At 58.2% G+C, this 19,822-nt stretch carries 23 protein-coding genes; 12 read left to right on the forward strand and 11 right to left on the reverse strand.

All coding sequences use genetic code 11. The features are described from left to right. Nucleotides 1-9 precede the first annotated feature (9 nt). Nucleotides 10-1,614 (reverse strand): peptide chain release factor 3, encoded by a 1,605-nt coding sequence (locus ACRZ96_RS01585; protein WP_170396785.1) that lies wholly within the window; start codon nucleotides 1,612-1,614, stop codon nucleotides 10-12. Nucleotides 1,615-1,722: 108 nt separating this feature from the next. Between ACRZ96_RS01585 and ACRZ96_RS01590 the strand changes: the two genes are divergently transcribed. From ACRZ96_RS01590 to ACRZ96_RS01625, 8 genes are all read left to right on the forward strand, one after another. Next, nucleotides 1,723-2,085, forward strand: a complete 363-nt coding sequence (locus tag ACRZ96_RS01590; protein ID WP_170396787.1) for a SnoaL-like domain-containing protein — start codon at nucleotides 1,723-1,725, stop codon at nucleotides 2,083-2,085. A gap of 72 nt (nucleotides 2,086-2,157) precedes the next feature. Then, nucleotides 2,158-2,937 carry an SDR family oxidoreductase gene (locus ACRZ96_RS01595; protein WP_170396789.1) on the forward strand — a complete coding sequence of 260 codons (780 nt, stop codon included), beginning with the start codon at nucleotides 2,158-2,160 and terminating at the stop codon, nucleotides 2,935-2,937. Between the two features lie 2 nt (nucleotides 2,938-2,939). Next, a complete protein-coding gene (locus tag ACRZ96_RS01600; protein WP_480814174.1) occupies nucleotides 2,940-4,052 on the forward strand; it encodes a hypothetical protein in 1,113 nt (370 codons plus the stop codon). Nucleotides 4,053-4,148: 96 nt separating this feature from the next. Beyond that, nucleotides 4,149-5,195, forward strand: coding sequence for a methyltransferase domain-containing protein (locus ACRZ96_RS01605; RefSeq protein ID WP_480704990.1), 1,047 nt, complete (start codon nucleotides 4,149-4,151; stop codon nucleotides 5,193-5,195). An 80-nt stretch (nucleotides 5,196-5,275) separates the two neighbouring features. Next, a complete protein-coding gene (locus tag ACRZ96_RS01610; protein ID WP_170396795.1) occupies nucleotides 5,276-6,361 on the forward strand; it encodes an ABC transporter ATP-binding protein in 1,086 nt (361 codons plus the stop codon). 118 nt (nucleotides 6,362-6,479) lie between these two features. After that, entirely contained in the window at nucleotides 6,480-7,262 is a 783-nt protein-coding gene (gene surE / locus ACRZ96_RS01615; RefSeq protein WP_170610958.1) for a 5'/3'-nucleotidase SurE, read from the forward strand. Then, nucleotides 7,259-7,909 (forward strand): protein-L-isoaspartate(D-aspartate) O-methyltransferase, encoded by a 651-nt coding sequence (locus ACRZ96_RS01620; RefSeq protein ID WP_170509978.1) that lies wholly within the window; start codon nucleotides 7,259-7,261, stop codon nucleotides 7,907-7,909. Before surE ends, ACRZ96_RS01620 begins: the two co-directional genes overlap by 4 nt. A 58-nt stretch (nucleotides 7,910-7,967) precedes the next feature. Then, nucleotides 7,968-9,131 (forward strand): peptidoglycan DD-metalloendopeptidase family protein, encoded by a 1,164-nt coding sequence (locus tag ACRZ96_RS01625; RefSeq protein WP_170406164.1) that lies wholly within the window; start codon nucleotides 7,968-7,970, stop codon nucleotides 9,129-9,131. Between the two features lie 63 nt (nucleotides 9,132-9,194). Here the strand turns inward: ACRZ96_RS01625 and ACRZ96_RS01630 are convergent, their stop codons facing one another. Then, entirely contained in the window at nucleotides 9,195-9,866 is a 672-nt protein-coding gene (locus ACRZ96_RS01630; RefSeq protein ID WP_170509576.1) for a helix-turn-helix transcriptional regulator, read from the reverse strand. Between the two features lie 21 nt (nucleotides 9,867-9,887). Beyond that, on the reverse strand, nucleotides 9,888-10,193 hold the full coding sequence (locus ACRZ96_RS01635) for a hypothetical protein (protein ID WP_170406158.1): 306 nt from the start codon (nucleotides 10,191-10,193) through the stop codon (nucleotides 9,888-9,890). A gap of 218 nt (nucleotides 10,194-10,411) precedes the next feature. Between ACRZ96_RS01635 and ACRZ96_RS01640 the strand changes: the two genes are divergently transcribed. The 4 genes from ACRZ96_RS01640 (at nucleotide 10,412) to ACRZ96_RS01655 (ending at nucleotide 12,925) form a co-directional block, all read left to right on the forward strand. Continuing rightward, entirely contained in the window at nucleotides 10,412-10,627 is a 216-nt protein-coding gene (locus ACRZ96_RS01640) for a twin-arginine translocase TatA/TatE family subunit (RefSeq protein ID WP_010440381.1), read from the forward strand. 6 nt (nucleotides 10,628-10,633) lie between these two features. After that, nucleotides 10,634-11,092: a Sec-independent protein translocase protein TatB gene (gene tatB, locus ACRZ96_RS01645; protein WP_170396807.1), complete on the forward strand. Its 459-nt coding sequence runs from the start codon at nucleotides 10,634-10,636 to the stop codon at nucleotides 11,090-11,092. Then, nucleotides 11,089-11,967 (forward strand): twin-arginine translocase subunit TatC, encoded by an 879-nt coding sequence (gene tatC, locus ACRZ96_RS01650; RefSeq protein ID WP_170396809.1) that lies wholly within the window; start codon nucleotides 11,089-11,091, stop codon nucleotides 11,965-11,967. The genes tatB and tatC overlap by 4 nt, the downstream gene beginning before the upstream one ends. 115 nt (nucleotides 11,968-12,082) lie before the next feature. Next, nucleotides 12,083-12,925, forward strand: coding sequence for an ATP-binding protein (locus ACRZ96_RS01655; RefSeq protein ID WP_170422448.1), 843 nt, complete (start codon nucleotides 12,083-12,085; stop codon nucleotides 12,923-12,925). Nucleotides 12,926-12,986: 61 nt separating this feature from the next. On the opposite strand, the gene ACRZ96_RS01660 is transcribed toward ACRZ96_RS01655, so the two are convergent. The 8 genes from ACRZ96_RS01660 to ACRZ96_RS01695 form a co-directional block, all read right to left on the reverse strand. Further along, nucleotides 12,987-13,631, reverse strand: a complete 645-nt coding sequence (locus ACRZ96_RS01660) for an SDR family NAD(P)-dependent oxidoreductase (RefSeq protein ID WP_480704984.1) — start codon at nucleotides 13,629-13,631, stop codon at nucleotides 12,987-12,989. A 42-nt stretch (nucleotides 13,632-13,673) separates the two neighbouring features. Next, nucleotides 13,674-13,922, reverse strand: a complete 249-nt coding sequence (locus ACRZ96_RS01665; RefSeq protein WP_170396813.1) for a hypothetical protein — start codon at nucleotides 13,920-13,922, stop codon at nucleotides 13,674-13,676. Between the two features lie 238 nt (nucleotides 13,923-14,160). Next, nucleotides 14,161-15,681, reverse strand: a complete 1,521-nt coding sequence (gene purF, locus ACRZ96_RS01670; RefSeq protein ID WP_480814175.1) for an amidophosphoribosyltransferase — start codon at nucleotides 15,679-15,681, stop codon at nucleotides 14,161-14,163. A gap of 16 nt (nucleotides 15,682-15,697) precedes the next feature. Continuing rightward, nucleotides 15,698-15,853: a hypothetical protein gene (locus ACRZ96_RS01675; RefSeq protein WP_480771483.1), complete on the reverse strand. Its 156-nt coding sequence runs from the start codon at nucleotides 15,851-15,853 to the stop codon at nucleotides 15,698-15,700. A gap of 471 nt (nucleotides 15,854-16,324) precedes the next feature. Next, complete coding sequence (locus ACRZ96_RS01680) at nucleotides 16,325-16,897, reverse strand: CvpA family protein (RefSeq protein WP_170595435.1); 573 nt, start codon at nucleotides 16,895-16,897, stop codon at nucleotides 16,325-16,327. Between the two features lie 40 nt (nucleotides 16,898-16,937). Next, entirely contained in the window at nucleotides 16,938-18,302 is a 1,365-nt protein-coding gene (radA, locus tag ACRZ96_RS01685) for a DNA repair protein RadA (RefSeq protein ID WP_480771482.1), read from the reverse strand. A 121-nt stretch (nucleotides 18,303-18,423) separates the two neighbouring features. Continuing rightward, the gene (locus ACRZ96_RS01690; RefSeq protein WP_170421961.1) at nucleotides 18,424-19,200 is read right to left on the reverse strand and encodes a DNA repair protein; all 777 of its coding nucleotides are present in this window, start codon (nucleotides 19,198-19,200) and stop codon (nucleotides 18,424-18,426) included. Between the two features lie 148 nt (nucleotides 19,201-19,348). Then, nucleotides 19,349-19,801, reverse strand: coding sequence for a paraquat-inducible protein A (locus ACRZ96_RS01695; RefSeq protein WP_170396825.1), 453 nt, complete (start codon nucleotides 19,799-19,801; stop codon nucleotides 19,349-19,351). Nucleotides 19,802-19,822 lie beyond the last annotated feature (21 nt).

Below are 19,822 nucleotides of genomic sequence, written 5' to 3' on the forward strand. Positions count from 1 at the left end.
GAGAGTCCGTCAGGTCATCATTTCCTTCGTCGCGGTCAGGCTCAGCTCGGGATAATCGCGGACGACCCGGTCGATGTCCCACTGCAGCCGCGTCAGATAGACGATATCTCCATCGTGATCATGGGCAATATGCTGCTTGTTGGCGTTGACGAATTTGTCGATCTCAACCTTGTTGCCACTGACCCAACGGGCCGAGGTGAACTGAGACGCCTCAAACCGCACAGGCAGGCCGTATTCCATCTCAATCCGGCTGGCGAGCACCTCGAATTGCAGCGCACCGACGACTCCGACGATGAAGCCCGACCCAATCGAAGGTTTGAATACCTTCGCGGCACCTTCCTCGGCGAACTGCATCAGGGCCTTTTCCAGATGCTTGGCCTTCAATGGGTCACCCGCGCGCACCGTTTGCAGCAATTCCGGTGCGAAGGAGGGGATGCCGGTTACCCGGATCGCCTCACCTTCGGTCAGCGTGTCGCCGATGCGCAACTGACCGTGGTTGGGAATGCCGATGATGTCTCCGGCCCAGGCTTCCTCGGCCAGTTCCCGGTCAGAGGCGAGGAACAGCACAGGGTTTGATATTGCCATCGGTTTCTTCGATCGCACATGCGTTAGCTTCATGCCACGTTTGAAATGGCCCGAGGCCATTCGGACAAAGGCCACCCGGTCGCGGTGTTTGGGGTCCATATTGGCCTGCACCTTGAACACGAAACCGGCGACCTTCTTTTCATCGGGCGCGATCTGACGGGGCTCAGCGGACTGAACCTGCGGCTGCGGACCATAGGCGCCGATACCCTCCATCAGTTCCTTGACGCCAAACGAGTTGATGGCCGAACCAAACCAGATCGGGGTCATGTGCCCCTCAAGCACCGCCTGAGGGTCGAGCTTGGGCAGCAATTCGCGTGCCATCTCAACCTCTTCCAGCAGCTTGTCGAGCAATTCAGCGGGCACATGCTCGGCCAGCTTAGGGTCATCCAGACCATTGATTTGGATGCTTTCGGCCACCTTGTTGCGGTCGGCGCGGTCCATCAGCTCAAGCCGGTCGCGCAGCATGTCGTAGCAGCCGATGAAATCGCGACCCACACCGATAGGCCACGCGGCTGGCGTGACGTCGATCGCCAGCATTTCCTGAATTTCGTCGATGATCTCGAACGTATCCCGGCTTTCGCGGTCCATCTTGTTACAGAAGGTCAGGATCGGCAGATCGCGCAGGCGGCAGACCTCGAACAGTTTCTGCGTCTGGCTTTCCACACCTTTCGCACCGTCAATGACCATGACGGCGGCGTCTACGGCCGTCAGGGTGCGATAGGTGTCTTCGGAGAAATCCGAGTGGCCGGGTGTGTCCACCAGATTGAACCGGAAGTTCCCATAGTCGAACGACATGGCCGAGGCTGAGACCGAAATACCACGATCTTTCTCCATCTGCATAAAGTCCGACCGCGTCCGCCGTGCCTCACCCTTGGCCCGTACCTGTCCAGCCATCTGGATCGCGCCGCCGTACAGCAGAAACTTTTCCGTTAGCGTCGTCTTGCCCGCATCCGGGTGCGAGATGATAGCGAAGGTCCGGCGACGAGCGATCTCGGGCGGCAGGGTGGGTTGGTTCGAAGTATCAAGCATAAGCGCGCGTATAGGCGGGGAATCCAACTGAGGCAAGACAAAGGGGGTGGTTCGAATCATGTGGCTGTGGCAATAAGAACATATAGTGAACAAAAATGGAGTGGACCAATGAATTTGAAAGAAATCGCAGACGAACTGGTTGCTGGATGCCGCGAGAACCGGGCCAAGGAAAACCTCGAGAAGCTTTATGCCTCGGATGCTGTTTCTGTTGAGGGACAGGATTTTGCGGGCATGGGGCGCGAGACGCACGGATTGGAAGCCATTCGTGGCAAGCACGAATGGTGGGAAGGCGCTCATGAAGTATCGGGCGCGTCCGTCAGTGGCCCGTACCCGCATGGTGACGACCGCTTTGCCGTGATCTTTGAAGTGCAGGGCAAGGTGAAAGAAACCGGTGAGAGCTTTGATATGCGTGAGGTCGGTGTCTATCACGTCGCCGATGGCAAGATCGTGCGTGAAGAGTTCTTTTATTAATCCGCAAGATCCCATTCTGGTCTTCTTTGCAGGGCCGATGTTAGATGTGTGCCGAAGATAGGGAGGGCCAGAATGGACTTGGGAATTCGCGGAAAACGTGCGCTGGTTTGTGCCAGCAGCAAAGGCTTGGGATTGGGCTGTGCCGAGGCGTTGGCCGAAGCCGGCGTTGATCTTGTGATGAACGCGCGCGGAGCCGAAACGTTGGAGGCTGAAGCCACGCGTTTGCGATCCTCATATGGCGTTGCCGTGCAGACAGTGGCTTGTGATGTTACCACACCAGAGGGTCAGGCCGAGGTGATAAGTGCTGCGCAGGGTGCTGATATCCTTGTCACAAACGCGGGTGGCCCTCCGCCCGGCATGTGGTCGGACTGGGAGCGTGATGATTTCATCAAAGCGCTGGATGCCAATATGCTGACACCCATAGCTTTCATGAAGGCTCTGCTACCGGGAATGATGGATAAGGGCTGGGGTCGCGTGGTGAATATCACCTCGCAGTCGGTACGCGCGCCGATTGCGGTGCTGGGCCTGTCGAATGCGGCGCGAACTGGATTAACCGGCTATGTTGCGGGCACATCGCGCCAGGTGGCACCACATGGCGTGACGATCAATAATCTGCTGCCAGGTATCCACGCCACCGACCGCGCGAACGCGCTGGATGGCGGGGTGTCAGAGCAGAAAGGTATTTCGATGGCCGAGGCACGGGCTGAACGCGCTGCAACCATCCCAGCGAGACGCTATGGCACGAGGGAAGAGTTTGGGGCGACCTGCGCGTTTCTATGCTCGCAACACGCCGGGTTCATTGTCGGGCAGAACATTTTGCTGGACGGTGGTGGCACCAATCTGACGATGTAGGTATGGCACAGAACTTTTCTCTGAAAGATCAGTTGTTCAACGCGGAAAAGGTAAGCTTTCTTGCGGGCTTGTTCGCCAATGCTGATTCCGATTTCAAGGAAGAAGCATTCGCGGCGAAAGTGATGTCGCGTTTGCCCGAGCTTGAACTGAAAGAGCGTATGGCGTGGATTGCAGAGTGTCTGCAAGAATCGGTGCCCGGCGATTTGCCGGCAGTGGCACCGGTCATTCTGCGGGCGCTGCCGCCTCCGCTGGACCCCGCCAAAAGTGATGACGACTTCGGAGACTTCATCTTTGCGCCCTTGGGTGATTGGGTTTGTGCAATCGGCCTGGATCATCCCGCTTTGGCGCTGGATGTATTCGAAGAGCTGACCCAGAGATTTTCGATGGAATGGGCGATCCGCCCGTTCCTCAATCACCACTCCGAACTGGTCATGGCGCGGATGCAGGGCTGGTGCACCCATCCCAGCTATCACGTGCGTCGTCTGGTCAGCGAGGGCACGCGGCCGCGTTTACCGTGGGGGCAGGCCGTTGGCTTGGCAATGTCAGACCCATTGCCGTTATTGGACCGGTTGCACGGGGATCGGACGCGCTATGTGACGCGCTCGGTCGCCAATCATCTGAATGATATCACCAAGAAAGACCCCGATCTGGTGCTGGAACGTCTGCGGGATTGGGGCAAGGCAGGGCGGCAGGACAAGGATGAACTGAACTGGATGACATCTCATGCATTACGAGGCCTTGTGAAATCTGGGCATCCCAAGGCGATGAAGGTGCTTGGATACGATCCCGATGCAGATATTGCGGTTGAGATTCAGGTAAACGGTCCGGCCCGGATTGGTGAAGCGCTGGAGTTTGAAACCCGCCTAAGCGGCGCAGAAGATCAGCCAGTCTTGGTCGACTATATCGTTCATTTCCAACGACCTGGCGGAAAGATCTCACCCAAGGTTCACAAGTTGAAACAGGCCGAGCTTACAGGTGGTCAGTTGACACTTAGAAAGCGGCACAAGCTGAAGGGCAATGCAACAACATTCAAGTTGGTTCCTGGGCCGCATCGGTTGGAGATTCAAGTGAACGGCCGCGTGCACGCAGGCGTCGATTTCGACCTGCTCGCCTGAGCCCAGTCACGGTTTCGTCAGATCGGGCGCTGGTGGATTGCGTGGTGTGGATTGCTGCACTAGCTGCAAAAGACCAGTGACAAAAGGATTGCCCCGATGAAGCACGAGGCTGTGCAGAACTACTATGGTGAGGTGTTGCAAGGCAGCGCGGATTTGCAAACAAATGCCTGCTGTACTCCGGATGATATGCCGGATCACTTCAAGAAAATTCTGTCGCAAATTCATGATGATGTGCTGACACGTTACTATGGATGCGGGCTGATTGCTCCGTTGGATCTGGAGGGAATGCGTATCCTGGATCTGGGCTGTGGTGCGGGGCGCGATGTGTATGCTTTATCCGCGATGGTCGGTGAAAAGGGCCGTGTCGTCGGCGTTGACATGACGCCTGAGCAGCTCGACGTGGCGCGTGCGCATAAGGACTATCACGCGATGGCATTCGGACATTCGGCCAGCAATGTCGAGTTTCACCACGGCTATATCGAAAAGCTGGATGAGCTGGACCTCGAACCGGGATCGTTCGATATCATCGTCTCAAACTGCGTGATCAATCTGGCGACCGACAAGGCTGCTGTGCTGCGCGGTGCGCATCGGCTGCTGAAAGAGGGTGGCGAGATGTATTTCTCGGACGTCTATGCCGACCGCCGGGTGCCCAAGGCGATGGCCGAGGATGAGATCCTGTATGGCGAATGCCTGTCGGGTGCGCTCTATTGGAACGATTTTCTGTCGATGTCGCGTGCTGCCGGATTTGGCGATCCCCGTCGGGTGACGCATCGGCCTTTGACCATCGAGAACCCAATTCTGGAAGAACGGATCGCACCGCTGAGCTTTATTTCGGCCACCTACCGTCTGTTCAAGCTGCCGGAGTTGGAACCTGCATGCGAGGATTACGGTCAGGCTGTGATCTACAAGGGCACAGTGCCGCATGCGCCGCATGAATTTGTGCTGGATGACCACCATACGATCGAGGCCGGCAAAGTATTCCCGGTCTGTGGCAACACGTGGATGATGCTGCAAGACACCCGTTTTGAACGACATTTCGAGTTTATCGGCGATTTCTCGACACATTACGGGATTTTCGAAGGCTGCGGCGGGGATAGCCCGTTTGTTGTACAGGGCGAAGCTGCCTCGACCGGGTGCTGCTGATCCCTTGCGCCTGATGGGCGGGGTTGTTATCCCCGCCTAAGCCCGATGGATTTGATCGGGAAAGGCAATGGGGTCCATCGGTGACAGTGACGACAACTCCTCCTCGATTGGAAATCCGCAATCTGATTGCGCGCTTTGGCGGGCGGACGGTCGTGGATGATGTATCGTTGACCGTACACGCGGGGCAGGTGACTTGCCTGCTGGGGCCTTCGGGCTGCGGAAAGTCGACCACATTGCGGATGATCGCGGGGGTCGAAATGCAGACCTCGGGCGAGATTTACGTCGATGGCAAGCTGATCTGTGACACGGTATTCCGCGTACCGCCCGAACGGCGCGAGATTGGGCTGATGTTTCAGGATTTTGCGCTGTTTCCACATCTCAGCGTAGCGGATAACGTCGCGTTCGGCCTGAAAGGCAGCAAAGAGCAGAAACGCGCGCGGGTCGAGGAACTGCTGACCAAGGTCGATCTGATGCGGTTCATCGATGGATTTCCGCATCAGTTATCTGGGGGTGAGCAGCAGCGGGTTGCTCTGGCCCGTGCTTTGGCCCCACGTCCGCGGATCATGCTGATGGATGAGCCGTTCTCGGGCCTCGATAACCGTCTGCGCGACGGCATTCGGGACGAAACGCTCGCAGTCCTCAAAGAAGAGGACGCTGCTGTTCTGTTGGTCACGCATGAGCCGGACGAGGCGATGCGAATGGCTGATGAAATCGCGCTGATGCGGCGCGGCAAGATTGTGCAGCAGGGGGCGCCATACAATGTCTATACCCGGCCTGCAGACAAGGCAGCAGTTTCGTTTTTTAGTGATATCAATGTGTTGAAGGCTCAAGTTAATGGTGCGTTGGCGCATACTCCGTTTGGCCGTTTTCTTGCGCCCGGTGTGCCGGACGCGACCGATGTTGAAATCGTGTTTCGACCCCAGCACGTCAAGCTGGACTTCGACCGCAATGGCAAAGGGCCTGCGCCGACGCCGACAGACGGCATTGCCGCCCGAGGCGTGGTTGAGCGTGCTCGGTTTTTGGGAAATGAAAGCCTTGTCGAGTTTCGCATGGACTATGATGGCTCGATCCTGAAGGCGACGGTCCCGAACGTCTTTGTGCCCAAAGAGGGCCGTGTCATGTGGCTGACCATTCGCCGCGACCGGTGTTTTGTATTCCCGGCCTGACGCTCAAATCCTGCATTTTCATCCAAGTGGTGCGTGAAAGCCTCAGATTGCGCATGTGCATTGCTTGTCGCAGCGCTGAGGCGGGTCTATCAAGGGCAAAACGAGGGGTGGACCGGGCATGCGAATTCTTCTGACCAATGATGACGGCATCAATGCGCCGGGACTGATTGTACTTGAAGCGATCGCGGCTGAACTGGCCGGTCCCGATGGCGAGGTCTGGGTCGTCGCGCCTGCATTTGAACAGTCGGGCGTGGGCCATTGCATCAGCTATACCCACCCGATGATGGTCGCCAAACTGGGCGAGCGTCGCTATGCCGCCGAAGGGTCTCCGGCGGATTGCGTGTTGGCCGGTTTGCACGACGTTATGAAGGACGCGCCGCCCGATCTGGTGTTGTCAGGGGTGAACCGGGGCAACAATTCGGCTGAGAACACGCTGTATTCGGGTACTATCGGCGGCGCGATGGAGGCGGCGTTGCAGGGTGTGCCCGCGATTGCCTTGTCTCAGTATTTCGGGCCGCGCAATCTGGGGCTGGACGATCCGTTTGAGGCGGCTGCCAAATTTGGGGCCGATCTGGTGCGCCGCATTCTTGATGCGACACCCGAGCAGCAGGGCGACTATCGTCTGTTCTATAATGTGAATTTCCCTCCGGTTCCCGCAGGTGAGGTGCTGGGTACGCGCGTGGCCCCGCAGGGGTACCGACGCGATACACATTTCTCTGTCGAGCCGCACAGCTCGCCCTCGGGTCGCCGGTTCCTTTGGATTAAGGGCGGGTATCAACATAACCCGACTGCTCCGGGCACGGATGCGGCGGTCAATCTGGAAGGATATATCTCGGTCACTCCGATGCGCGCTGATCTGACAGCATATGACACGCTCGAGGCGCTAAAGGTCATCGAATGACTGGACCAAGCGCAGAAACCATAATGCAGTTCCTGTTTGCCTTGCGCTCGCGCGGGGTGACGGATGCACGTGTGCTGGCGGCGATGGAACAGGTTGACCGGGGGCAGTTTGTCAAAGGCCTGTTCGCGGACCGGGCCTATGAGGACACTCCACTGCCTATTGCCTGTGGCCAGACCATCAGCCAGCCTTCGGTTGTGGGGCTGATGACGCAGGCGCTGCAGGTGCGTCCGCGTGATACGGTTCTAGAGGTCGGCACCGGCTCGGGCTATCAGGCGGCGATCCTGTCCAAGCTGGCGCGCCGGGTCTACACGGTTGAGCGGCACAAGAGGCTGGTGCGCGAAACGGGAGAACTGTTCCGTGAGCTGGGGCTGACGAATGTGACCGCGATGCTGTCGGATGGATCGTTTGGCCTGTCCGAACAGGCCCCGTTTGACCGTATCATTGTGACCGCGGCCGCCGAAGATCCTCCGGGGCCGCTCTTGGCGCAGTTGAAAATCGGCGGTATCATGGTGTTACCCGTGGGCCAGTCGGACGCGGTGCAGACCCTAATCCGGGTCACGCGCACTGAAACCGGTCTGGACTATGACGAATTGTTGCCGGTCCGTTTTGTGCCCTTGCTTGAGGGGCTGGGAAAAGACGGAGCGTAAAGGTATATTAGAGGCGCCAGAACCCCGGAGAACAGGGGCAGGTGTTGAGGACAGTAAAATGAGAGCAGTTTCCAAATCAGCAATGCGCCGCTATGCGACAGGTGTTGCCGCGCTGGCAATTCTGGCCGGGTGTGAAGGGCCATATGACTATGACCTTCGCGGCAATGTCGGCGGGTTCTCCACTGCAGATGCCGCCCTTGCAGCGACCGCCAACCGCCCGACGCCGGATGCGCGTGGCGTGATCACCTATCCGAACTATCAGGTCGCGGTAGCCCGCCGTGGGGATACAGTTGGCGATGTCGCCACCCGGATCGGCATGCCGGTGGCCGAATTGGCCCGGTTTAACGGATTGCAGCCAAATGACAGCCTGCGTGACGGTGAAGTTCTGGCCTTGCCGCGCTCGGTCGGTGGGACGAGCAATGTTGATATTGCGACCATTGCCGGAACCGCGATTGACGAGGCACCGGACACAGGATCTGTACAGACATCGACATTGGAGCCCGCGCAACCTGCTGCGGCTCCGGCACCGGTTGCTACGGGGCCTGAGCCGATCCGGCACAAGGTCAAGCGGGGTGAGACAGCCTATACAATTTCGCGCCTCTATCAGGTGCCTGTGGAGTCTCTGGCAGAATGGAACGGTTTGGGACCAGACTTTATGGTGCGCGAAGACCAGTACCTGTTGATCCCGGTCAAGAATCAACCGGCACCTCGGGCAGCAGCGCCGGCCGCCACGGCAACTGCGGTAACCCAACCGGGGGAAGGCTCACCAACTCCTACGCCGCCGAGCGCGACGCAGCCATTGCCGGATGAGAAAGTTGCCGCGGCAACGCCTGCGCCGGATATCACAGCCGAGGCCCCGACCAATTCGGGAAGCTCGGCGCTGGCAAGCCCGGTGAGCGGCACCATCATTCGGACCTACAAGAAGGGTAAGAATGAGGGGATAGATATCGCCGCAGCGCCAGGCGCGTCGGTCAGTGCGGCCGAGGCAGGCACGGTCGCCGCGATCACCGCGGATGCGGATCAGGTTCCGATCATCGTTGTGAAACACAACAATGACTTGCTGACTGTTTATGCCAATGTCGACAATATCACCATCAAGAAAGGTGATCGGGTGCGACGGGGACAAAAGATCGCCTCGCTTCGCGGGGGCGACAATGCATATGTGCACTTCGAAGTGCGCAAAGGGTTCGAGTCGGTTGATCCCGAGCCTTACCTGAAGTGACCGAAATGGCCCGTTCCGGGCCATGCCTCCGGCGGAGGTATTTGGGGCCAGATGAAGGACGGATCACGCATTGGGATCGTAGTCGCTGAGCCGTTTACCTGGTTCGTCGATAAAGAGTTCCGGCAGAGGCGTGACGTTTTCTATCAGGTCGATGCGGAAGACCCGGAAGTCATCGCGCAGTTCGCACCAGGCGGTCAGTGTCCAGACACGGCCCCAGTATTCCATATGTAGCGGTCGGATGGTGCGTTCGGTCAGCGCGCCGTCAATGCGACGGTAGCTGAGCTGCAATTTCTGGCGCGATTTGATCGCGGCGCGGATCGGGGCCATATGTGCCATTCCGCGTACGACATCAGCGAAGGGATAGACCGCGAATTTCCAGCTGTCGGCCTCGGCAATGACCTGCGTGGGCAAGACGGCGTCGATTTTCTCGGCCAGAGATTCCGCGGCGGATTTAAGATCGGGATCGGCGGCCTCGGCAACGATCGCCATGCCGAGGTTCAGAGCCTCAAGCTCGGCGGGTGTCAGGTTTAGCGGGGGCAGCGTGATCTGTTCACGCACCATGTAACCTACGCCGCGTTCGCCTTCTACAGGAACGCCCGAGGCCACCAACGTGTCCATATCGCGATAGATCGTACGGACCGACACCTCAAGTCGGTCCGCGATGTCCTGCGCGCGGTGCAAGTTACCATCGCGCAGGATCTGTATGATGTCGAACAGGCGGTCAGTGCGGCGCATGACACGCCGTCTGAGCCGCCCTTAGGCGGTCATGTTCCATAGCACGGTCTCGTGACGCATCTGGGCGCTGTCGGGGTTGATTGCCGCCATCAGAGCGGGTGCAAAATCCTGTTGCATGAATGCAGCAGCGGCGTCCTTTGCGGATTTCATATCGGTCCAGACGACATAGTCGGTCCAGCGGCCATCTTCGCCATGGCTTAGCTGGCGGTGGGTAAAGCCGGGAGCCGCGCGGACGAAGGCTTCGGAGGCTTGGCTTAGCCTGACGAACTGTTCGGGCTTTGTGCCGTCGGCAAGGGTAAAGGTGACGATTTCTGCGACATGGGTCATGTGGTTCTCCGTAGACCAGGTTTCGATATCGTCCTTCTAGGTGATATCAACTGACATAAACCTGTCAGTTGAGAAATGCGAGTCCGCAAAAAACGCATGATCCGTTCAATTTTGCGCGCGGATTTGATCTGTCGCACTTTTGCTGATGCCCGTACGGGCGTAGACACGGGGCCAGACATATTCACGGCGCGCTGCGCCGACGTAGAAGGAGACAAGTCATGCTCAACAATATTGGCCTTCCGGGTATCCTGTTGATTGCTGTTGTGGTTCTCGTCCTGTTTGGACGCGGCAAGATCAGCTCGCTGATGGGTGAAGTGGGTAAAGGCATTACCTCGTTCAAAAAAGGCATCAAGGAAGGTTCGGAAGAGCTGGAACAAGACGCGTCCGAGCTGGCCAAAGACGTCACGCCTGAGACTGACAAAGACAAGGTCTGAGCCTAGATGTTTGATCTGGGCTGGACCGAGCTTCTGGTCATCGGCATCGTCGCGTTGATCGTGGTGGGGCCAAAGGACCTGCCTGTGCTGTTCCGCAATGTCGGACGGTTCGTCGGAAAGGCGCGCGGCATGGCGCGCGAATTCAGCACTGCAATGAACGAGGCTGCGGACGAAGCAGGCGTCAATGAGATCAAGAAGGGCCTGAACGCGGCGACCAACCCGGTTAGTACAGCGATGGACGGGATCAACGAAGCCGCGCGCGACGTGGCCAAATCCATCGACCCAACCAAGTTCGACCCTGACAGCGAGACCGGCAAGCTGGCCACCGAGCGAGCAGAGCAAGCCAAGAAGATCCAAGCCACAACGGCGCGCGCTGCCGCTGAACGCAAGGCCAAGGAAGCCGCGGATGCGCTGGCCAAGGCGGAAGAGGCCGAAGCAGCGCTGAAAACCGAAAGCAAGACATGACCAAGACCGACGAGATCGAGGACAGCTCGGCACCCCTGATCGAGCACCTGGCCGAGCTACGTACGCGGCTGATCCACTGCGTTGTGGCGTTTCTGATCGGTATGATCATCTGTTTCACCGTGGCCACGCCACTGTTCAATTTCCTCACGCAACCGCTATGTGAGGTGCTGACCGAGCGTGGACAGGATTGCGGGCTGATCTTCATATCGCCGCAGGAAGGGTTCTTTGTAGCGATCAAGGTTTCGCTGCTGGGCGGGTTCATTCTGGCCTTTCCCTATATCGGGATGCAGATGTGGAGGTTCGTGGCGCCGGGCCTGTATAAATCGGAAAAGAACGCGTTTCTGCCGTTCATGCTGGCCTCTCCCTTCATGTTCCTGCTGGGCGCAAGCTTCGCTTTTTATGTGGTCACGCCACTGGCCTATGACTTCTTCCTCGGTTTCCAGCAGTTTGGAGCGGAAGGGGAAGCTGTAGCAGAAGGCGCAACCGCACCTTTGAGCGTGGTGTTTCAGGGTTCGGCGCAGGAATATCTCAACCTGACCATCAAGTTCATCGTTGCCTTTGGCCTGTGCTTTCAATTGCCCGTATTACTGACACTGATGGGTAAGGCCGGACTTGTCAGTGCCGAAGGTCTGGGGGCAGTGCGTAAATATGCGGTGGTAGGCATTCTGGTGTTGGCTGCGATTGTCACACCGCCGGACGTGATCACCCAGATCATCCTCTTTGTCGTAGTTTACGGGCTCTATGAAATTTCAATATTCCTGGTCGCCCGTGTCGAGAAGAAGCGCGAAGAACAGTTGCGCGCCGATGGATACTACGACGATGAAGAGGCCGAAGCCGACGCAGACGTGATGCAGGATTACGAAGAGAACAAGTAACCTGTTCCAATAGCTTTAAAGGCGCGCCTAAGGTAGGCGCGCCTTTTTCAATTGCTACTCTTGTTGTGTTGATCGGAACATGGTTGAACTCCGCCAGAACATCCCGGAGGAGCCGATGGACGACCAAGCCCTGAATCGCATTGCGGACGCGTTGGAACGCATGGCGCCCGCGCCGCTGGCGACACCTGATTTCAACGCGGCCCCGGCTTTCGTCTGGCATGTCGAGCCTGACCGGCTGGAACCCGTCACACAGGTCAATCGGGTCGACCTTGATCTATTGGTGGGGATCAACCGCTCCCGCGATACGTTGCTGGACAACACGCGCCGCTTTGCTGCGGGTTACAAGGCTAATAACGCGCTCTTGTGGGGCGCGCGCGGAATGGGGAAATCCAGCCTCGTCAAAGCGGTGCACGGTACGTTGCAGGATGAGCATCCTGACCTGAAACTGGTCGAATTGCAGCGCGAGGATATGGGCTCGGTCGCGCGTTTGCTGAACCACCTGCGTGCCGCGCCGCACAGGTTCATCCTGTTTTGCGATGATTTGTCGTTCAGCCACGATGACCAGCATTACAAATCGCTCAAGGCCGTGCTGGATGGCGGTATCGAAGGTCGCCCGGAAAACGTTGTGTTCTACGCCACATCAAACCGCCGCCACCTGATGCCGCGCGACATGATCGAAAACGAACGCTCCAGCGCCATTAATCCGTCCGAGGCGGTCGAGGAGAAGGTCTCACTCTCTGACCGTTTCGGCCTGTGGCTGGGGTTCCACCCCTGCGATCAGGACGAATACCTAGCGATGATCGATCGTTACTGCGCCGCTCATGGCGTCAAGGTTGATCCAAAAACTCTGCGCGCGGAAGCCATCGAGTGGCAAGCCACCCGGGGGGCACGCTCGGGCCGCGTCGCCTGGCAATTCTTCGTCGACCTCGCCGGGCGAAACGGCGTCCATATCGGTTAGTCCGCCCGCTTCATCTGGCCAGAAATACCTCCGCCGGAGGCATGGCCCGTCAGGGCCATTCTCACAACAGTGCTATAATCCGCGCCGCCTCATCCGCAGTGCTGGTTAATACATCCCGATCCTCACCGGGATGGAAACGTGCACGGACAGCGGTCGGCATCGGTGCAGGCTCAACAATCGATACGCGCGGTCCCGTCCGTGCGGTCTCGGTCGCCCAACTGCGAGCCAGCGCCATCTGTGCCGCTTTGGTGGCGCCGTAGATGCCATAGAACTTCTCGCCTGCCTTCGGGTCATCGAAGAACACGGCATGGCCAGTTTCGCCCAACAAAGGCGAGACATACGGGATCAGAACCGAGGTGGCGTTTGCATTGATGCTGACTGCCTTGTTCCATTCCTTCGGATCAACGAAATGCATTGGCGTCAGGGCTGAGGTATGGATTGCAGTATGCAACCACAAATCGATCTTGCCCCAGCGATCGTGAATGCCCCGGCACAGGGTCGCCATCGCATTGGGATCGGTGATGTCCATGGGGGCCAAAGTGGCCGAGCCACCCTTTGCCTGGATGCGGTCATCCAGCTCTTCCAGCCCGCCCTGAGTGCGAGCGACAGCGACGATGTGATAGTCGGGGGCCAGCGCTTCGGCCAGCGCCGCGCCCAACCCGCGAGAAGCCCCGGTGATAAGGGCGATTTTGGTCTGATCGGTCATGAGGGGGGTTTGAACCTGCACGCGCAGGGCGTCAAGTCAGGATCAGCTGCCGGGGATGTCGATCCGGCGGTTCTGGCCGCTTTGTCGCAGCACAACGCCATTTTCATCAATGGCGACCACCTTACCCGGGCCGACACGACTGCCGGGTTTCACTTTCTTAATGCGCCCCGACGACATGCGGACTAGGGCTTGTAGGTCCGCCTTGGGTCCAAAAATGCCCAATACCGAGACCGCGTTCTTCTTGAGCGCCCCCGCCTGTGTGGCGGCGCTTTTCACCGTTGCGTTTGCCATGATCTGTGGCCGAGCTGCGCGCCCGGACCCCGTTTTGTGAGTGGTTTTCGGCATTCGGGTAACACGGGATTTGCCGGACCAAAAGGCCGGCAGCACTCGGTTCGGAGCGGTTCGTATGCCGCATACCGAACCCTTTGCAAATGCAGCCTGTTCAGCAATAGGTTGTCGGCGGATTCTGACCTATGGCGGCTAGCGCAAGTCTCTAGGCCGACGCCTCAGGACAAAGCGATTCGCCCGATCACCCCGAGGCAAGTTTCGCCGCGTTCCACGAACTGCCGACCACCTGCATATCTTCACGCTTCTTGCTGACCCGACTGCTGTTTTCCAGACTGCCCAGATATTCCTCGTCGACGCCGGTGACGTAGTTGCCGTCAAAGCAGGAACAGTCAAAAGCTTCGATCTCGGGGTTGCCTTCCTTGGCAGCCCAGATCAGATCGTCGAGATGTTGGTAGAACAGCGCATCCGCACCCAGTTCTTCGCGAATCTCCTCGATCTCTTTGCCATTCGCGACAAGCTCGTGTCGGGTGGGCATATCGATGCCATAGACATTGGGGTATTTCACCGGGGGCGAGGCGCTGGCGATATAGACCTTTTTTGCCCCGGCCTCACGGCACATCTGGACGATCTTTTTGATTGTATTGCCGCGCACGATCGAATCGTCGATCAGCAGTACGTTATGACCGTCAAACTCCAAAGGCACCGCGTTCAGTTTGCGACGCACGGATTTCTGCCGTTCTTCCTGGCCTGGCATGATGAAGGTGCGGCCAACATAACGGTTCTTAACAAGCCCCTCGCGATAGGGAATGCCTGTGATCTTTGCGGCCTCAAGCGCGACAGGGCGGGCGCTATCTGGCACAGGGATGATCCGGTCGATCTCAAGTCCCGAGTCCTGAATTTGTTTGGCCAGCGTCTGCCCCATTCGCATCTGGGTTTTGTAAACCGACACCCCATCCAGCAGCGAATCCGGTCGGGCTAGATAGACATACTCGAAGATGCAGGGTGTCAGATTACCTTCAACGGCCTGGAACTCGTGCATATTGCCGTCGAGGTCGATAAGGATCGCCTCGCCGGGACCTAGGTCGCGCAGCTTGTCAAAACCGTTGATGCCAAATGCCACATCTTCGGAAGCAAAGGCATAATCATCGCCGTCACCAGTTGCAGCACGCTTGGCAACAGACAAAGGTCGGATGCCGTAAGGATCGCGGAAGGCCAGCATCCCGACGCCCGCGACGAGGCAGATCACCGAATACGCCCCCTGAACCCGCTCCATCGTCATTTTGACACCGGCAAACAGGTTGCGGATCGGATCAGCATTACCATTGACCTTGATCGCATCCGCAACCTTGTCGGCCAGTACGTTCAGAAGGACCTCGGAATCCGAGGTGGTGCGCAGGTGACGGCTGTATTTCGCGGTAACCTTTTCGCGCTGTTCTTCGGTATTGGTGATGTTGCCGTTGTGAACCAGATAGATGCCATAAGGCGCGTTCACGAAAAATGGTTGCGCCTCGGCCGCGCTGAGCGAGCCAGCGGTTGGATAACGGACATGGCCCATGCCGACCTTTCCCAACAGGGTTTCGGCGTCACTGGCATTGAACACGTCTTTGACGAGACCATTTGCTTTCTTCTCACGGAAGAACTCGCCGTTATAGGTGACGATCCCCGAGGCGTCCTGACCTCGGTGCTGAAGCATCAGCAAGCCGTCATAGATTTCCGCAAAGACATCATGTGTCCGGCTTGCGATCCCCAAAATCCCACACATACACGGGCTCCAATTTCTATGACTTGCTTAGGATGGTGTTCAGGTCGGATCGGGTGCGGACGGGTATCTGAATGGTGTGTTTTGGTCCGTTTGCACGGGACTCAGGCACAAGCACGAAAGCGGCTAGCGCATAAGAAAACAGATACAGCAAGGTCGGCAGCTCCGATTCCATGTCGGTATGGCCTCCACATAATGCCAAACGATGCGTGTGTCATCAAAGGATCACATTCGCGATTTGACGCAGGTGCGAATTGTACACGCCGCGGGTTTAGGATGACAAATGTACAGACCTATGCTGTCATATCATTACGAAGGTTTTTTGCATGCAGTCCGGCAATACCTGGTGGAGCAGACGCCATGTGGCAACACAAGCAAAACACACCGAAGGACAAACCTGTCAAGCGGCGTTGCCACCGATGTCGTGGGGCAGGGCGCGCACCCTGCGAGATCTGCAAGGGAACCGGTGAAGTGATCAAGAGCCGAGACCAGTATGGAAAGCCGATCTCAAGCCGATGTGACGGATGCTTTGGCCTGAAGACCATCCGGTGCAATATTTGTGGTGGCGAAGGGTTTATCTGATTTTTCCGAACCAAACGCAAAAAAGCCCGGCTGAAACCGGGCTTTTCTTTGGAATTTGGTTTGATTAACCCTCAGAGGCGTTGTCGGCGGTGCAGCTTGCGACCAGCTCTTCGTACTGGGCGGTAACCCAACCCAACGCCGCCTCGGGGTTTTGTTCCTCGATCCTGCTGCTGAACTGTTCGAACACCTTGGCCGAGCGGCTTTCATCGACCATCGTGTAGGATTGACCGGTCATCACGGTGTCGTAGACGAAGAACGCAATCGCAACCAGCAATATGCCGCGTGCGATTCCAAAGAAGAAGCCAAGCGCCTGATCCAGGCCGCCAAGCGCAGAACGCTGCACCAGTGAAGAGAATAGCGGCGTGAAGATGCTGACCACGATCAGTGCAATGGCGAAGACGGCGGCAAAGCCGGTAATCACCGAAAGCTCACAACTGTCGCGCAGGAATTCACCGACCACTGGCACTTCTTTGACCAGTGGCACAGCCTGCGGGGCAAAGATGAATGCCAGAACTGCCGCGGCGACCCAACCTGCGATGGCCAAAACCTCGCGCATGAAACCGCGCGAATAGGCTAGCAAGCCCGACAGCACGATGATCAGGGCCACAACCCCGTCAATTATTGTAAAACCTTCCATGGCCCTCGCCTGTTCGTTTTCTGCCCCTCAAGGCGCGACTTTACCCTGCTCCGAAGGTTTCGCCAACAAACCCCACCAAATCAGAGGGTCGGGTGAGTGTCAGACCTGCCACAGTGCCAGTTTTGCCACCTGCCGGAGCAATTGCCGCTGTGAAACCAAGTTTTTGCGCTTCTTTCAACCTGTTTTCGGTCTGCGGGGCTGGTCTAAGTGCCCCGGATAGCGAGATTTCTCCGAAAACGACCGTATCGGCAGGCAGGGCGGTGTCTTCACGAGCGCTAAGCAGTGCAGCAGCAACGGCGAGGTCAGCGGCGGGTTCGCTGACTTTCAGCCCTCCGGCGACGTTTAGATAGACATCGAGCCCGGCAAAGGGGATGCCGCAGCGTGCTTCGAGCACTGCAAGGATCATGGCGAGCCGCCCGCTATCCCATCCGACAACCGTGCGGCGGGGCTGGGAATGGGGGGACGGCGCCACCAGTGCTTGCAATTCGACCAGCACGGGGCGGGTGCCTTCGATACCTGCGAATACGGCGGAACCTGGGCTGGGCTTACCGCGTTCCGATAGGAACAGGGCCGAGGGGTTGGTGACTTGCGCCAGCCCTTTGCCGGTCATTTCGAAGACGCCAATCTCATCCGCTGGGCCAAAGCGGTTCTTAACGGCGCGCAGGATGCGGAACTGGTGCCCGCGTTCGCCTTCGAAGTAAAGCACGGTGTCGACCATATGTTCGACTACACGGGGTCCAGCGATCTGGCCTTCTTTGGTGACGTGGCCAACCATGATGATCGATACGCCGTGGCGTTTTGCAAATGTCGTCAGCTCATGCGCTGCGGCGCGCACCTGCGACACCGAGCCCGGCGCGCTGTCGACATTGTCGGCCCACATCGTCTGGATCGAGTCGATGATGGCGAGGCCGGGTTTTTCTGCCTCTAGCGTCGTGAGGATGTCCCGAAGGTTGGTTTCAGCGGCCAATTGCACCGGCGATTCTTCTAGACCTAAGCGGCGCGCGCGCATCCTAACCTGCGCGCTGGCCTCTTCGCCCGAGACGTAGATGGTTTTGATTCCATTGCGCGCGAAACGTGCGGCAGCCTGAAGCAGAAGGGTCGATTTGCCGATGCCGGGGTCACCGCCCACCAGCAGCGCCGATGCAGGGACAAGGCCGCCGCCGAGGACACGGTCCAATTCTTCAACACCGCAGAGGGTGCGGGGCGGGGGTGTTTCCTCGGTCGAGAGGTCGGTGAGTGCGATGGATTGACCGCGCTTGCCCCCGAGCGACTTCTTGACTGGTCCTGCCGAGAGCGGGGCTTCCTGAACGATGGTGTTCCATTCGCCGCAGCCGTCGCAGCGGCCTGACCATCGTGTATGTGAGGCACCGCAGGCGGAGCAGGTGAAGGATTGTGTCTTTGCCATGTCGCCCTTGGTGCCCGAGGAAGGGCGGTTCTTCAAGCCCTTGCGGGCTTTCCTCACCGCCGGTGGCGCGCCACGTCCTCAGGCCCTTCGGGCCATCGTCCGCTGCGGGCGCTAGACGCGCCTATTCCGCGGCACGCGGCGGGGTCATCGCGACCACGCTGCCCGGTGTTTGATCGTCCGTGGGGGATTGCAATTGCGCCGACAGTTCCGGAAGCAGATCGAACAGCTCATCCCTGAGGCGCGCGAGTTGCGATTTGGCGATGGATTCCTCGATCTCGATGTCTCGGGTCCATTGGCGCAGCTCGTGCTGGATGATTTGGGCTTCCTCGATGCGCTGCTGGAATTGTTCGACCTCTTCCTGACGTTGCCGCAGGAAGGCACGGGCGCGTTCGACCTTTGTGTCCCCATAGGTCTCGGCCAGTTCCTGGCTGATCTGGCTCATCTGAGCAGCCAGTTCCAGCACCTGCGGTTCGAGCCCCTGCAAATCGGGGTGATCGCGCAGGAAGGCCATGCGCTCTTTCACCGCGTCGAATTCGGAGGCCAGCGCAAAGGCTCCGCTGCGGTCGGCGGCATGGGCGACCTGATAGGCCCCGGCCACGTCCTGCATATTCATTGTGAACTTACGATGGGTGTTTTCAAGCGCCATCATGCGGGCGTTCGATGGCAGATAGAAGACCAGCATCAGGATCAGGGCGGTCAATCCGGCCTGAACATATACGCCTGCGTCAATCGTTGCACCGTTGCTGAGACCGGCCTGCAACGAGAGCCAGGGCAGGATGCCAATCGCGGATAAAATGGTGGTCGTCACCGCGAACAATGCTGCGGCGCAGATCAGGAAAAAAGTGAGCCTTAATAAGGTATTCTGAAATTGCAATGTTATTGTGTGGAGGGCGGCCATGATCGTCGTTCTCCTTCTTCAACCGGTACAAAAACCGGGCCGAAGCGGAAGGTTAAACAGACGCGAAGTGATCCGCTACGGACCCATAAACTACAAAATTTACTGCTCGAAATATTAAGATGATACTCAGAAATCTGTTTTCAATCAATTAGGTCTGAGGTTTTCGTGATCCAAATGTCATCTCTGTAATATGGCCCAGTGCAAGTGAAGCCAGAATGCAGCCGGTAAACAGGTAGAGACCCCATGCGGTTTCGATGGTTGCGTATGAGATGCCTTTGGCCAGTGTGATGTAAAGCGCGATGAGGAAGATATCGGCCATCGCCAACTTGCCGAGGATGTTGAGCGCGGGTTGGACGCGCGGGTCCAGCAGGTTCCATTGGATCAGCGCGGTCCCGATGGTTTTGACGTAGGGCGCGAAGAGGGCGAAGACGGTAACGATCAACGCGAGGAAGATGTCGGACTTCCACAAGGACTGGAGCCCGGTGATGACGCTTATTTCGCTGAGACCGAAGATCGGCAAGAGCCCTGCGCGCATCAGCGGGGCGAACCACGCGATGGGGTAGAGGATCAGGAGTGAGAGAGTGGCGAGGCGGAGGGTCATATGTACTTATTAGGTGTTCCG

Source organism: Ruegeria sp. CF1, from assembly GCF_056537445.1.

Excerpts from the sequence above, each read along its gene's own strand:
- ACRZ96_RS01585 (WP_170396785.1), bottom strand. The coding sequence starts at position 1,614 with ATGCTTGATACTTCGAACCAACCCACCCTGCCGCCCGAGATCGCTCGT.
- ACRZ96_RS01590 (WP_170396787.1), top strand. The coding sequence starts at position 1,723 with ATGAATTTGAAAGAAATCGCAGACGAACTGGTTGCTGGATGCCGCGAG.
- ACRZ96_RS01595 (WP_170396789.1), top strand. The coding sequence starts at position 2,158 with ATGGACTTGGGAATTCGCGGAAAACGTGCGCTGGTTTGTGCCAGCAGC.
- ACRZ96_RS01600 (WP_480814174.1), top strand. The coding sequence starts at position 2,940 with ATGGCACAGAACTTTTCTCTGAAAGATCAGTTGTTCAACGCGGAAAAG.
- ACRZ96_RS01605 (WP_480704990.1), top strand. The coding sequence starts at position 4,149 with ATGAAGCACGAGGCTGTGCAGAACTACTATGGTGAGGTGTTGCAAGGC.
- surE (WP_170610958.1), top strand. The coding sequence starts at position 6,480 with ATGCGAATTCTTCTGACCAATGATGACGGCATCAATGCGCCGGGACTG.
- ACRZ96_RS01620 (WP_170509978.1), top strand. The coding sequence starts at position 7,259 with ATGACTGGACCAAGCGCAGAAACCATAATGCAGTTCCTGTTTGCCTTG.
- ACRZ96_RS01625 (WP_170406164.1), top strand. The coding sequence starts at position 7,968 with ATGAGAGCAGTTTCCAAATCAGCAATGCGCCGCTATGCGACAGGTGTT.
- ACRZ96_RS01630 (WP_170509576.1), bottom strand. The coding sequence starts at position 9,866 with ATGCGCCGCACTGACCGCCTGTTCGACATCATACAGATCCTGCGCGAT.
- ACRZ96_RS01635 (WP_170406158.1), bottom strand. The coding sequence starts at position 10,193 with ATGACCCATGTCGCAGAAATCGTCACCTTTACCCTTGCCGACGGCACA.
- ACRZ96_RS01640 (WP_010440381.1), top strand. The coding sequence starts at position 10,412 with ATGCTCAACAATATTGGCCTTCCGGGTATCCTGTTGATTGCTGTTGTG.
- tatB (WP_170396807.1), top strand. The coding sequence starts at position 10,634 with ATGTTTGATCTGGGCTGGACCGAGCTTCTGGTCATCGGCATCGTCGCG.
- tatC (WP_170396809.1), top strand. The coding sequence starts at position 11,089 with ATGACCAAGACCGACGAGATCGAGGACAGCTCGGCACCCCTGATCGAG.
- ACRZ96_RS01655 (WP_170422448.1), top strand. The coding sequence starts at position 12,083 with ATGGACGACCAAGCCCTGAATCGCATTGCGGACGCGTTGGAACGCATG.
- ACRZ96_RS01660 (WP_480704984.1), bottom strand. The coding sequence starts at position 13,631 with ATGACCGATCAGACCAAAATCGCCCTTATCACCGGGGCTTCTCGCGGG.
- ACRZ96_RS01665 (WP_170396813.1), bottom strand. The coding sequence starts at position 13,922 with ATGGCAAACGCAACGGTGAAAAGCGCCGCCACACAGGCGGGGGCGCTC.
- purF (WP_480814175.1), bottom strand. The coding sequence starts at position 15,681 with ATGTGTGGGATTTTGGGGATCGCAAGCCGGACACATGATGTCTTTGCG.
- ACRZ96_RS01675 (WP_480771483.1), bottom strand. The coding sequence starts at position 15,853 with ATGGAATCGGAGCTGCCGACCTTGCTGTATCTGTTTTCTTATGCGCTA.
- ACRZ96_RS01680 (WP_170595435.1), bottom strand. The coding sequence starts at position 16,897 with ATGGAAGGTTTTACAATAATTGACGGGGTTGTGGCCCTGATCATCGTG.
- radA (WP_480771482.1), bottom strand. The coding sequence starts at position 18,302 with ATGGCAAAGACACAATCCTTCACCTGCTCCGCCTGCGGTGCCTCACAT.
- ACRZ96_RS01690 (WP_170421961.1), bottom strand. The coding sequence starts at position 19,200 with ATGGCCGCCCTCCACACAATAACATTGCAATTTCAGAATACCTTATTA.
- ACRZ96_RS01695 (WP_170396825.1), bottom strand. The coding sequence starts at position 19,801 with ATGACCCTCCGCCTCGCCACTCTCTCACTCCTGATCCTCTACCCCATC.